This window comes from Corynebacterium sp. HMSC076G08, assembly GCF_001811515.1.
In the GTDB taxonomy this organism is placed as follows: domain Bacteria; phylum Actinomycetota; class Actinomycetes; order Mycobacteriales; family Mycobacteriaceae; genus Corynebacterium; species Corynebacterium hiratae.
The window spans coordinates 16,934-29,287 of the sequence record NZ_KV805079.1 but is presented as its reverse complement, the minus strand read 5'-3'; the positions used below and the strand labels follow the sequence as shown (position 1 = coordinate 29,287).

Sequence of the window (12,354 nt, the reverse complement as noted above, 5' to 3'; positions counted from 1 at the left end):
TCGGCATGCGGTGTGCCATATATGGAAATGTGTGTGAGTTGAACCACTTGCGGTGGTGGTAGGGATAATATACGATCTGGGTAAGGATTTGTTCACAATTAAGGATTCTTCATGGCTGTACCTGAGTTCTTGCCGGTTAAACCGGGCAAAATGATCGCTGTCCATGTGGCCTTTGAGTCCCGCGCGGCGCAGCGCGGTCGCTGGCCCAAGACCCCGAGCTACTTCCTCAAGGCGACTAGCACGCTGGCTGAATCGGGCGGGGTTGTTGAACGCCCCGAGGGAACGGAGCTGCTGGCTTTTGAGGGAGAAATCGCGCTCATCATCGGAACCCCGGCCCGCAACGTATCGCTTGAGGATGCGTGGAAACACGTCGCCTACGTGACGGCTTCGAACGACATTGGTCTGTATGACTACAAGGTGCAGGACAAGGGCTCCAACACCCGCTCCAAATCCCGCGATGGATACACCCCCATCGGGCCGGAGCTTATCGACGCCCAAGGGATCGACCCCAAGGGTCTTCGCCTCCGCACCTGGGTCAATGGCGAGGTTGTTCAGGAGGGAACATCTTCTGATGAGGATCTCATCTTCCCGCTCGCACAGTTTGTGGCCGACCTATCCCAGCACATGACGCTGGAGACCGGTGACATCATCCTCACCGGCACCCCGGCCGGCTCCTCTGTCATTGAGCCTGGTGACGTTGTTGAGGTCGAGGTTGACGTGCCAGGTGGCGTGAGCTCCGGCAGGCTGAAGACTACCGTGAAGGAGGTCCCCGCCTCTTTCGATCCGCAGCTGGGCAACCTGCCCTACGTGGATGATAAGCAGCGCGAGGACGCCTACGGTGACCGCGAATCCGCCGGCCTTCCTCCTAAGGATGCGGTCGGCCTCGATCCCGAGCTCAAGGCGGCCTTGGAGAAGGCCCCGACCGCCGGCTTGTCCGCTCAGCTGCGCAAGCGCGGCATCAACCAGTCCGTGATCGAAGGCGTGTACCCGCAGGCTAAGGGAACCAAGATGGTGGGCGTTGCCCGCACCCTGCGCTTCGTGGCCGGCCGCGAGGACCTGTTCAAGTCCCACGGCGGTGGCCTCAACGAGCAGAAGAAAGTCTTCGACACCGTCAAGGAAGGCGAGGTCATCGTTATTGAGGCCCGCCAGGAATCCGGCTCAGGAACACTGGGTGACATTCTGGCACTGCGCGCCAAGGTACGTGGTGCAGCCGGCGTTGTCACTGATGGTGGCGTGCGTGACTACGAGGCTGTGAAGGAGATCGGCCTGCCCGTCTTCACCCAGGGCGCTCACCCCTGCGTGCTCGGCCGCAAGCATGTCCCGTGGGATAGCGATATCGCTGTTTCCTGCGGAAACGCCACCGTCCTCCCAGGTGACATCATCGTTGGTGATGATGACGGCGTCGTGGTCATCCCCCGCGATATCGCAGCCGAAGTCGCCGAAGGTGCCCTCGCCAAGGAGCACGAGGACGAATGGGTCGCTTCCCAGGTGGAGGAAGGCGCCAGCTTGGATGGGCTCTTCCCGCCGACCGGAGCGAACAAGGAAGCCTACATCGCTTTCCGTGATGGAAAGGCAGGTGGTCAATGACGCAAACCGCAGCACCAGCCGGGGAAAGTAAATCCCAACAAGCCTATAACTGGATAAGTGAAAGGATTCGGACTCGCGACTATGAGCCCGGGTATCGCCTCGTGTTGGCAACAATCGCGGATGAACTGGGGATCAGCGTAGTTCCCGTCCGCGAGGCTATTCGGCAACTCGAAGCGGAAGGGATGGTCACCTACGAACGCAACGTCGGTGCCAGCGTGACCACCTACAATCGCGAGGCCTACTACGAATCCATGGACATCGTGGCCACCGTGGAAGCCAATGCCACGGCCCAATCCGCCCCGTATCTCAACGCGGAGGATATTGCCCGGGCGCGAGAGATCAACCAGCGCATGCGGGAGCTCGATATCCACCACGATCCAGAAGAATTTACCCAGCTCAACAAAGAATTTCATAGCGTTCTCTTCTCCAAGTGCCCGAACGAGAGGTTGAAGGACTTGGTGGTGGACCAATGGAAGCAATTGGAATACCACCGCGTCTCGACCTTCCGCTACGTGCCGGAGAGAGCCCAAGAGTCAACGCGCGAGCACGAGCAATTGGTCAGCCTCATCGAGGCTGGCGCGGAACCCGCCTACATAGAAAAAGTGGCCAGGCAACACCGACTGTCCACCCTCAACACCTATCGCAAGAAAAACGATTAAGGAGTTCACAGCACTCATGGCTATTAACAACGATGCTGCTAAGCCCACCGACCTTCCAGAGAAGATTCTTCACTACATCAACGGCGAGTTTGTCCCGTCGATCGACGGCGATGAATTCGAGGTCTTGGATCCGGTAACCAATAAGACCTACATCAAGGCCGCCTCTGGCAAGCCGGAGGACATTGACAAGGCGGTCGCCGCCGCTAAGGACGCCTTCGAGAACGGCCCATGGTCCAAGGCGCTGCCGCGTGAGCGCGCCCGCGTCCTCAACAAGATCGCCGACATCGTCGAAAGCCGCGCAGACAAGCTCGCTGCTTGGGAATCCTTCGACTCCGGCTTGCCGATCACCCAGGCCAACGGTCAGGCCAAGCGCGCTGCGGAGAATTTCCGCTTCTTCGCTGACCTGATTGTCGCCCAGGCTGACGACGCCTACAAGGTACCGGGCCGCCAGATCAACTACGTCAACCGTAAGCCGATTGGCGTGGCGGGCCTGATTACCCCGTGGAACACCCCGTTCATGCTGGAGTCCTGGAAGCTGGCCCCGGCCATCGCCACCGGTAACTCCGTCGTCCTCAAGCCTGCTGAGTTCACTCCGCTGTCCGCACAGCTGTGGGCGGGCATCTTCGAGGAGGCTGGCCTGCCGAAGGGCGTCTTCAACCTGGTCAACGGCTTCGGCGAGGAAGGCTACGCCGGCGACCCGCTGGTTAAGCACCCGGACGTCCCGCTGATCTCCTTCACCGGTGAATCTCGCACCGGCCAGATCATTTTCGGCAACGCAGCCCCGCACCTCAAGGGCCTGTCGATGGAGCTGGGTGGCAAGTCCCCGGCCATCGTCTTCAGCGATGCCGACCTGGAGACCGCTATCGACGCCTGTATCTTCGGTGTCTTCTCCCTCAACGGTGAGCGTTGCACCGCTGGCTCCCGCATCCTGGTTCAGCGCGATATCTACGATGAGTTCGTGGAGCGCTACGCCGCCCAGGCTAAGCGCGTGAAGGTGGGTCTGCCCTCCGATCCGACCACCGAGGTCGGCGCCCTGGTCCACCCGGAGCACTACGAGAAGGTCACCTCCTACATCGAGATTGGCAAGCAGGAGGCCACCCTGGCCGCCGGCGGCGAGCGCCCGGAAGGCTTCGAGGAAGGCAACTTTGTCCAGCCGACCGTCTTCGTTGACGTCAAGCCGGACGCACGAATCTTCCAGGAAGAGATCTTCGGTCCCGTTGTTGCTATCACCCCGTTCGATACCGACGAAGAGGCACTCGAGCTGGCGAACAACACGAAGTATGGTCTTGCCGCCTATGTGTGGACCTCGGATCTGAAACGTGCCCACAACTTTGCCCAGAACGTTGAGGCCGGCATGGTGTGGCTCAACTCCAATAACGTCCGCGACCTGCGCACCCCCTTCGGCGGCGTTAAGGCTTCCGGCCTGGGCCACGAGGGCGGCTACCGCTCGATCGACTTCTACACCGACCAGCAGGCCGTCCACATCAACCTGGACAAGGTGCACAACCCGGTCTTTGGCAAGCAGGACCAGTAACGTCTGCATGCCCTCTCCACTCCCCCATTACTAATTCACACTAAGGAGCCATCATGGCTGACATTCAGGCCCCCGACATTCTGCGTTGCGCCTACATGGAGATCATCGTTACCGATCTCGCTGCATCCCGTAAGTTCTATGTTGACACCCTCGGTCTCGTCGTGACCGAGGAAAACGAGAACGAAATCTACCTGCGCACCTACGAGGAGTTCATCCACCACAACCTCGTGCTGCGTCAGGGCCCCGTCGCTGCCGTCGCTGCATTCTCCTTCCGCGTTCGTTCGCCGGAGGATCTGGACCTCGCCGAGGAGTTCTACAAGGCGCGTGGTTGCGAGGTTCGCCGTAACAAGGATGGCTTCGTCAAGGGCATCGGTGACTCCGTGCGTGTACAGGATCCGTTGGGATTCCCGTACGAGTTCTTTTACGAGGTTGAGCACCGTGAGCGTCTGGCCTGGGCATACGACGCCCACATCCCTGGTGCGCTCGTTCGCCTCGATCACTTCAACCAGATCACTCCGGACGTTACTGCCGCAGTGAAGTACATGGAAGAGCTCGGATTCCGCACCACCGAGGACATTCGCGATGAGGAAGGAACCGTTTACGCTGCATGGATGCGTCGTAAGCCGACGGTGCACGACACCGCCATGACCGGTGGCGATGGCCCGCGTATGCACCACATCGCCTTTGCTACCCATGAGAAGCACAACATCATCGCGATTTGTGACAAGCTGGGTGCGCTCCGCGAATCCGACCGCATTGAGCGCGGCCCGGGCCGCCACGGCGTCTCCAACGCCTACTACCTGTACCTGCGTGACCCGGATGGCCACCGCGTAGAGATCTACACCCAGGACTACTACACCGGCGACCCGGATAACCCGGTCGTGACCTGGGATGTCCACGATAACCAGCGCCGTGACTGGTGGGGAACCCCGGTTGTTCCGTCCTGGTACCGCGATGGCTCCACCGTCCTCGACCTGGATGGCAACCCGGTGCCGCTGGTCGCTCGCGAGGATGAGTCCGAGCTCGAGGCCACCATTGGTGCGGACGGCTTCTCCTACACCCGTAAGGAAGACTCGGAGGAGATGCCGGAGTGGAAGCAGGGCGAGTACAAGCTGGGTAACCAGCTCTAAAACGGCCTAAGCACTCAGGTTGATTAACGTGGTCCCGCGGCGTCGATAATGCGCACATAACGCGGGGCCGCGTTGTCGTTTCACGTGAAACCGCAACGTTTAACAACCATTACAACACCACAGTCACGTTCAATAACACAGTAAGGAGCGAAATACATGCTGGATGAGAAACAGCACATCGCTATCGCAGATGAATTGGCGCAAGCCGAAAAGGACCGGTCGATGGTCCCGCTGCTGACCGCCCGTTTCCCGGAGATGAGCATTGAGGACTCCTACGCGGTGCAGCGCGAGTGGGTGCGCCGCGGCATCGAAGACGGGCGCCGTCTCGTCGGTCGTAAGATTGGCCTGACCTCCAAGGTTATGCAGGAGGCCACGGGAATTACCGAACCGGACTACGGCGCAATCTTTGAAGACCAGGTTTATGAGAACGGCTCCACTATCGAGCACGCGCAGTTCTCCAACGTCCGCATCGAGGTTGAGCTGGCCTTCGTGCTCAAGGAGGAGCTAAAGGGGCCGAATTGCAGCATTTTCGACGTGCTGCGCGCTACTGAGTATGTCGTCCCTGCTCTAGAGATCCTCTCCTCCCGCATTGAGATGGAGGGACGCACCATTGTCGACACCATTTCGGATAACGCAGCCCTCGGCGCCATGATCTACGGCGGCAACCCGGTGGATCCCGCAGACGTCGACCTGCGCTGGGTGTCTGCATTGCTCTACCGCAACGAATCCATCGAAGATACGGGTGTGGCCGCGGCTGTGCTCAACCACCCGGCAATGGGCGTGGCTTGGCTTGCCAACAAGCTTCATGCGCACGGCGATAGCCTTGCCGCCGGCGACATCATCCTGGCCGGTTCCTTCACCAAGCCCATGTGGGTTGAACCGGGCGATACCGTCCATGCAGACTATGGAAAGTTGGGGTCCATCACATGCCGATTCCAGTAAAGCTGCCGCCCACTTTCGCGGACGTCCTAGAAAAGGCCGAGCAGCCGCTCGTTGGCGCCTGGATCTGTTCCGGCTCGGAGGCTGCAGCGGAGATCATCGCCTCGGCTGGCTTTAGCTGGACGCTGATCGACGGCGAACACTCGCCCTATGGCCTCGAAACCATCCTCTCTCTGCTGCGGGCTACCGACGCCTACGGCGTGACGCGCGTGGTCCGCGTGCCAGTAAACAACACGGCACTCATCAAACAGTACCTTGACCTGGGTGTACAAAACTTGATGGTGCCCATGATTGATACCGTCGAGGAAGCCGAGGCTGCCGTAGCAGCCATGCACTACCCTCCCCGCGGCGTGCGCGGCGTGGGCTCGGCGCTGGCCCGCTCCTCACGCTGGAACGGCGTGGAGAACTACCTCGCCAATGCCTCAGATACGGTGAGCCTCACGGTGCAGATTGAGTCTGCGACCGCGGTAGAGAACGTGGAAGAAATCGTGGCTCTTGACGGGGTGGACAACATCTTCGTCGGTCCCTCTGATCTGGCGGCCTCCATGGGGCTGCTGGGTCAGCAGACCCATCCGGATGTGATCGAGGCGGTTAATCACACATTTGAAGCCGTGCGCGCTTCCGGAAAGAAGGTAGGCGTCAACGCTTTCAACCTTGAACAGGCCCAGAAATACATAGCTTCCGGCGCATCATTTGCCCTGGTTGGGGCGGATGTTCAACTTCTTTCGGGTGCGGCACGCCAACTGGCAGACAAATTCCATTTGGGAGGGTAAAAAAGAACCATGAGTGAAAACAACAAGGTCAATATTGACGAGCTGCTGGCCAAGGTTCCGACTGGCTTGCTGATTAACGGTGAGTGGGTAGACGCCTCCGATGGATCCACTTTCGACGTGGAAAACCCGGCAACCGGTGAAGTTATCGCCACCCTTGCCTCCGCTACTTCTGAGGATGCGAAGAAGGCTTTGGACGCCGCCTGCGCCGTGCAGGATGAGTGGGCACGCACGTCCACCCGCGAGCGCTCCAACCTGCTGCGCCGTGCTTTTGACCTGGTGCAGGAGCGCAAGGACGAGTTCGCTGCGCTGATGACCCTGGAGATGGGCAAGCCGCTGGCAGAGTCCTACGGTGAGGTTACTTACGGCGCTGAGTACCTGCGTTGGTTCAGCGAGGAGGCCGTTCGTGACTACGGCCGTACCCTGCCGGCGCCGGAGGGCACCCTGCGCATGGTGACCCGTCGTAAGCCGGTGGGCCCGTGCTTGCTTATCACTCCGTGGAACTTCCCGCTGGCCATGGCTACCCGTAAGATTGCACCGGCCATCGCCGCTGGTTGCACCATGGTGGTGAAGCCGGCCAAGCTGACGCCGCTGACCACCCAGTACTTCGCACAGACCATGATTGATGCTGGCGTTCCGGCTGGCGTGGTCAACGTGGTCTCCGGTAAGTCTGCGTCTGCTATCTCCGAGCCGATCATGGCGGATTCTCGTCTGCGCAAGGTTTCCTTCACCGGCTCCACCCCGGTGGGCAAGACTCTGCTCAAGGCAGCTGCGGACAACGTCCTGCGCACCTCGATGGAGCTGGGCGGCAACGCTCCGTTCATCGTCTTTGAGGACGCCGACATTGACCAGGCCGTCGAGGGCGCAATGGGCGCCAAGATGCGCAACATCGGTGAGGCCTGCACCGCCGCCAACCGCTTCATCGTTCACGAGTCCATCGCTGATGAGTTCGCGGAGAAGTTCGCCAAGCGCATCGGTGAGCTCAAGGTGGGCAACGGCCTCGACGAGGGCGTTACCTGTGGTCCGCTCGTGGAGCAGAAGGCGCTGGATAACATCACCGCGCTTGTCGACGATGCCGTGGCCAAGGGCGCCAAGGCTATCGTCGGTGGCAAGCCGGGTGAGGGCAAGGGTTACTTCTACTCCCCCACTGTTCTGACGAACGTTCCTCGTGATGCCCGCGTGGCACAGGAGGAGATCTTCGGCCCGATTGCTCCGATCCTGACCTTCTCCGATGAGAAGGAAGCAATTGAGATTGCTAACGACACCGAGTACGGATTGGCCTCCTACGTGTTTACCGAGGATTCGGACCGCATGTGGCGCATCGGTGACGGCCTCGAGTTCGGCCTCATGGGCTTCAACGCCGGCGTCATCTCCAACGCCGCTGCCCCATTCGGTGGCGTGAAGCAGTCCGGCATGGGCCGCGAGGGCGGCGCTGAGGGCCTGGACGAGTACACCTCGCTGCAGTACATCGCTATGCGCGACCCGTACGCGAATGCATAAATAGTGCATTAAATTCGCTGATAATGATGCTGGCACCTCCTTTGTGAGAGGTGCCAGCATTGTCTTTTATGCCAAACTTGCCGGTGCTATTCGCTGGCCGCTGCTCGGTACGCACTCGGTGACTTGTGGTACTCCGCCTTGAAGATGCGTGACAGGTGCGAGGGATCGTGCAGGCCATAGCGGGCGCTGATGTGGCTGATCGATTCCTCGGAGTGCCGCGGGTCCACGAGTTCTCTGCGGATGTGCTCTAGGCGCCTCGTTCGGATGTAGCTGCCTACGGAGAGGCCCTGTTCGGAGAACTTGGCGTGGAGGTGGCGTACCGATACGAAGAGTGCTTGGGCGATGGTGCTCGGGCCTAGGTCCGGGTCGCCCAAGTGCTTCTCGATGTAGGCGGTGGCCTGGTTGAACAGGAGTGTGCCTGCAGAGGGTTCGTCGGCGACGTCGGAGGCCAAGACTGACACCAGCATGGTCAGCGCCGAGCGGACTAGGGCCGTGGCATGCGGGCCCTTCAATAGGTCCAGGTTCTTGGCAAGCTGTTCAAAGAGGGGCACGGCCACCGCGCCGAGGCCGTGTGAGCGTGAGATCGGATTCGCGGTGAGGCGTTGGATCTGCGCGGGTGAGATGTCGAGGAAGCTCTGTGGGAAGTGAACAATGAGGGTGTTTTGTTCCTCCGGATAGCGCAGGGTGTAGGGCCGCTGGGTGACGTATAGCGCTAGGTCCCCCGGGCGAAGCTCGCAGGTTCGCCCGTCCTGGCTCATGGTTGAGGAGCCTGTGATCTGCAAACTGAGCTTGCAAAAAGGGACCTCGTCGGTGGAAACCTTGTATCGGTTCACGGTGTGCGGGGAGGTGTGCATGTCGAAGAGGGATATGTCCCCCACCTTCGTGGAGCGCAGCGTGGCGTGAAAGGAAGAGGGGTCTTCGGCGTCCACGTCGAGTTGTCCAAAAGAATCGGATGACGCGGTGCGCCACGACGCGATATCGAAATGTTCAACGGCGGAGGAAGACATAACTGGAATCATATCGTGAGAACTGGCACATTTTTGGACAAATTGTGTGCACTCAGAGTCAAGCCTGTAGATGTGGTGCAGGTAACATCCTAAACAAAAGTAACTTTTGGGCTTTGCTCGCGGGGCCCTCGACTTCCCTGAAGGAGATCTCATGACTCAGTTCGCCACGTACGCTGATCTGCTCAACGCCATCACGGACGAGAATGGACGTGACATCCTCAACCCCGCCACCGGTGAGGTCGTTGGCCGCGCCCCAGAAAACACCGTAGAGGACCTCAACGCTGCAGTTGAGACCGCACGCGCGGCACAAAAGGACTTTGCCAAGCTGAGCGACGAAGAGCGTTGCGAGCTGCTCACCAAGGCTGCGGCTGCGGTGGAGGCCAATGCCGAAGCGCTGGTGGAGCTGCTCTCCCGTGAGCAGGGCAAGCCGCTCAACGGCCCGAACGCCCGCTTCGAGGTCGGTGCCTGCTCCGGCTGGCTGAATGCCACCGCCTCCTTCGAGCACCCCAACTACACCGCCGTTGATGATGACATCACCGCCACCGTCAACTACCGCCCACTCGGCGTCGTCGGTGCTATTGGCCCGTGGAACTGGCCGATGATGATTACTATCTGGCAGATTGCGCCGGCGCTGCGCATGGGCAACGCGGTCGTCGTCAAGCCCTCCGAGTACACCCCGCTCTCCGTATTGGGCCTGCTCAAGGTTGTGAACTCCGTGCTGCCGGAGGGTGTCCTCCAAGTCGTTAGCGGCGCCGGTGAGGTTGGCGCGGCGCTGACTACCCACGAGGGCGTCGACAAGATCATGTTCACCGGTTCTACCGCCACCGGCAAGAAGATCGTGGAGGCCAGCGCGGACAACCTCACCCGCCTCACGCTGGAGCTTGGCGGTAATGATGCGGGCATCGTACTGGATGATGCCGACCCGAAGGAGATCGCAGGCGACCTTTTCTGGGGTGCCTTCATCAACACCGGTCAGACCTGTGCGGCGATGAAGCGCGTGTACGTGCCGGAGTCGCTGTACGACGCCGTCTGCGAAGCCCTCGTCGAGGTGGCCAAGGTCTCCCCGATGGGCGTGGGCTTGGAAGAGGAGAACGTGCTCGGCCCGCTGCAGAACAAGCAGCAGTTCGACATCGTGGACAAGCTTGTCAACGCCGCCAAGGACTCCGGTGCCCGCGTGCTGCTGGGCGGTGACCCGGACTATGACGCGCCGGGCTACTTCTACCCCGCCACCCTGGTGGCAGACATCGACCCGAACAACCCGCTGGTCGTCGAGGAGCAGTTCGGTCCGGCACTGCCGATTATCAAGTACACCGACCTCGACTGGGCCATCGAGCAGGCCAACAAGCTGGACGTGGGCTTGGGCTCCTCCGTGTGGTCCTCCAACCGCGAGCGCGCTCTGGACGTCGCCGCGCAGCTGGAGGCTGGCACCACCTGGATCAACAGCCACGGTGCCGTGGATCCGCGTGTGCCTTTCGGCGGTATCAAGTCCTCCGGCTACGGCGTGGAGTTCGGCACCGAGGGCCTCAAGGGCCTGGCGTACCCGCAGATTATCAACGGCTAAAACCGCCGTGGCGCTGCTATTCTTAGCGCCATGAGCACCGCCAAAGTCCCGGAGATCGAGTACGCAGCCTTCGACGCCATGAAGGAGGTTGCGTCCTCGCTGAAAGCTGCCTACCTCACTAGGGCCGCTGAAGCAGGCAACGACGTTGAATCGCAATGGTGGATTCGCCAGAACTGGCTGGTAGAGGACATGGTTGGCGAGGTTGATGCAACTGACATCGAAGCCATCCGATCCGCTGCGGCTCTCTTTGCGCAGCGGCTTGAAGCCCTCTCCTCCGAGCACAAAGCGGCATAGCCTATGCTTTCTGCCGCTGACTTCCCCGTTGATCCGCAGGTTATGGAGCAACGGCTAAAGACTCTGCAAGCCAGCTATTTCGGCCGATCGAATGCTCATGGTCCGGCTGTTCCAGAGGTCATTTATGTGGCGGGGCAGCCAGCGTCAGGCAAATCAACGGCCATTGAATCGGTAAAGAACGGTCACGCGGTCCTTGATTCCGATGAGATTCGGAAGCTGCACCCCGCCCTCGACGAGATTGTGGAGCGCGATCCCTTACGCATGGACGTACTCACCAATGGGCCGGTGCCCTATTGGATGTCCTCGCTGATTGAGTATGGCCGTCAGCACGGGCACTCCCTCATCATTGAGAACACGCTGTCCAACCCGGAATTCATCGCGGGTGAGATAGCCAAGTTTCGGTCTGCGGGTTTCCGCGTGAAGGTCGTGGGCCTGGCGGTGGCGCAGGAGGTCTCCAGGCTGGGCGTGGTCCAGCGCTACCTGGAGGCGCAGCGTGTGAGCCGCTACCCGCGCTGGACCAATGAGGTTTCCCATACGTCGGGCTTTAAAGCCATCGTCCCAGGGCTTCAAGCGATTGCCCCGCTTGTCGACGACCTCGAGATCCGCACCCGCGACGGCCGTACCTTGAGCGGCATCGAGGATATTGAAGCCGAGCGCGCAACCTGGTTCGACTCCCCCGCTGTTCGGGCCGACTGGCTGGCCCGTTTCGACAGCTGTGACTTGAGTGGGCTTGAAGCTGAGAAGCTCACGCAAAACCTCGTGGCTGATGCAGAGCTTATCCGCAAGCTTTAAGGCTGTGCCCGTGGAACTGCGCGCCCGGTAGGCGGTGAGAGCTTCGTGTCAAAGCGGCTGCTGGCGAGCTGGCGGTCTGCGAGGTCTAGCAGGCTGAGGATGTCGTCTGCGTGGAGTTTAGATTCAACGTGTGATCGACCGCCGATTATCGGGCACGCTGGACTTCAGTTCATCTGTGGTCGAGCGGCCCAGGCGTTGACATTGCATTGCTGCTCGGTGTGGTCGCCCGCAGCCCGAGCGAGTGTCTCGCTCCGGCTGCGATCGCTGTGATGCCGGTCCATGACTGGACATCGCACTGGCCTCTGCTGTCGTCGCTGACGGCGACGACGGTGCCGTCTTCGTGTAAGCCGACGGTGTGTAGGTAGCCGGCAAAGACCCCGGACACGTGTGTCCACCGGGCGACGTCGGTCTGCCCTCGCTGATTGTTGCCAGTTGCGAGGGCTGTGCCGTCGCGTCGAACTGCGATTGTGTGCCAGTCGCCGCATCCGATCTCAGTTGACCATGATCTCGCTGTAGATTGTCCTACGTGGGGGGCATGTGGTGGAGTAAAGATTTTCGACCTGACATCTGGCCGCAAGACA

Annotated in this window: 12 protein-coding genes; 10 read left to right on the top strand and 2 right to left on the bottom strand. The window is 60.6% G+C overall.

Annotated features, from left to right (window positions below):
• Positions 1-111: 111 nt before the first annotated feature.
• The 7 genes from HMPREF2806_RS10160 to HMPREF2806_RS10130 all read left to right on the top strand — a co-directional run bounded on the left by HMPREF2806_RS10160 (position 112) and on the right by HMPREF2806_RS10130 (position 8,119).
• On the top strand, positions 112-1,587 hold the full coding sequence (locus tag HMPREF2806_RS10160) for a fumarylacetoacetate hydrolase family protein (RefSeq protein ID WP_070517633.1): 1,476 nt from the start codon (positions 112-114) through the stop codon (positions 1,585-1,587).
• Positions 1,584-2,246 carry a GntR family transcriptional regulator gene (locus tag HMPREF2806_RS10155; RefSeq protein ID WP_070517632.1) on the top strand — a complete coding sequence of 221 codons (663 nt, stop codon included), beginning with the start codon at positions 1,584-1,586 and terminating at the stop codon, positions 2,244-2,246. Before HMPREF2806_RS10160 ends, HMPREF2806_RS10155 begins: the two co-directional genes overlap by 4 nt.
• A 16-nt stretch (positions 2,247-2,262) precedes the next feature.
• The gene (hpaE, locus tag HMPREF2806_RS10150) at positions 2,263-3,780 is read left to right on the top strand and encodes a 5-carboxymethyl-2-hydroxymuconate semialdehyde dehydrogenase (RefSeq protein WP_070512973.1); all 1,518 of its coding nucleotides are present in this window, start codon (positions 2,263-2,265) and stop codon (positions 3,778-3,780) included.
• 53 nt (positions 3,781-3,833) lie between these two features.
• The gene (hpaD, locus tag HMPREF2806_RS10145; RefSeq protein WP_070517631.1) at positions 3,834-4,910 is read left to right on the top strand and encodes a 3,4-dihydroxyphenylacetate 2,3-dioxygenase; all 1,077 of its coding nucleotides are present in this window, start codon (positions 3,834-3,836) and stop codon (positions 4,908-4,910) included.
• A gap of 156 nt (positions 4,911-5,066) precedes the next feature.
• Entirely contained in the window at positions 5,067-5,852 is a 786-nt protein-coding gene (hpaH, locus tag HMPREF2806_RS10140; protein ID WP_046648741.1) for a 2-oxo-hept-4-ene-1,7-dioate hydratase, read from the top strand.
• Positions 5,837-6,622: an HpcH/HpaI aldolase family protein gene (locus HMPREF2806_RS10135; protein ID WP_070512979.1), complete on the top strand. Its 786-nt coding sequence runs from the start codon at positions 5,837-5,839 to the stop codon at positions 6,620-6,622. Before hpaH ends, HMPREF2806_RS10135 begins: the two co-directional genes overlap by 16 nt.
• 9 nt (positions 6,623-6,631) lie before the next feature.
• Positions 6,632-8,119: an NAD-dependent succinate-semialdehyde dehydrogenase gene (locus tag HMPREF2806_RS10130; RefSeq protein WP_070512982.1), complete on the top strand. Its 1,488-nt coding sequence runs from the start codon at positions 6,632-6,634 to the stop codon at positions 8,117-8,119.
• An 86-nt stretch (positions 8,120-8,205) separates the two neighbouring features.
• Here HMPREF2806_RS10130 and HMPREF2806_RS10125 read toward each other — a convergent pair whose 3' ends face one another.
• Positions 8,206-9,126 carry an AraC-like ligand-binding domain-containing protein gene (locus HMPREF2806_RS10125; RefSeq protein WP_070512985.1) on the bottom strand — a complete coding sequence of 307 codons (921 nt, stop codon included), beginning with the start codon at positions 9,124-9,126 and terminating at the stop codon, positions 8,206-8,208.
• Positions 9,127-9,277: 151 nt separating this feature from the next.
• Here HMPREF2806_RS10125 and HMPREF2806_RS10120 point away from each other — a divergent pair, with 151 nt between their 5' ends.
• Genes HMPREF2806_RS10120 through HMPREF2806_RS10110 form a run of 3 tightly spaced genes read left to right on the top strand, consistent with a single transcriptional unit; the run spans position 9,278 to position 11,773 of the window.
• Positions 9,278-10,687, top strand: a complete 1,410-nt coding sequence (locus tag HMPREF2806_RS10120) for an aldehyde dehydrogenase family protein (RefSeq protein ID WP_070517630.1) — start codon at positions 9,278-9,280, stop codon at positions 10,685-10,687.
• Between the two features lie 30 nt (positions 10,688-10,717).
• A complete protein-coding gene (locus tag HMPREF2806_RS10115; protein WP_070444618.1) occupies positions 10,718-10,981 on the top strand; it encodes a hypothetical protein in 264 nt (87 codons plus the stop codon).
• A gap of 3 nt (positions 10,982-10,984) precedes the next feature.
• Positions 10,985-11,773, top strand: coding sequence for a zeta toxin family protein (locus tag HMPREF2806_RS10110; RefSeq protein WP_070512990.1), 789 nt, complete (start codon positions 10,985-10,987; stop codon positions 11,771-11,773).
• Between the two features lie 169 nt (positions 11,774-11,942).
• Here the strand turns inward: HMPREF2806_RS10110 and HMPREF2806_RS13220 are convergent, their stop codons facing one another.
• Positions 11,943-12,350: an RCC1 domain-containing protein gene (locus HMPREF2806_RS13220; protein ID WP_232745421.1), complete on the bottom strand. Its 408-nt coding sequence runs from the start codon at positions 12,348-12,350 to the stop codon at positions 11,943-11,945.
• Between the last annotated feature and the right edge of the window lie 4 nt (positions 12,351-12,354).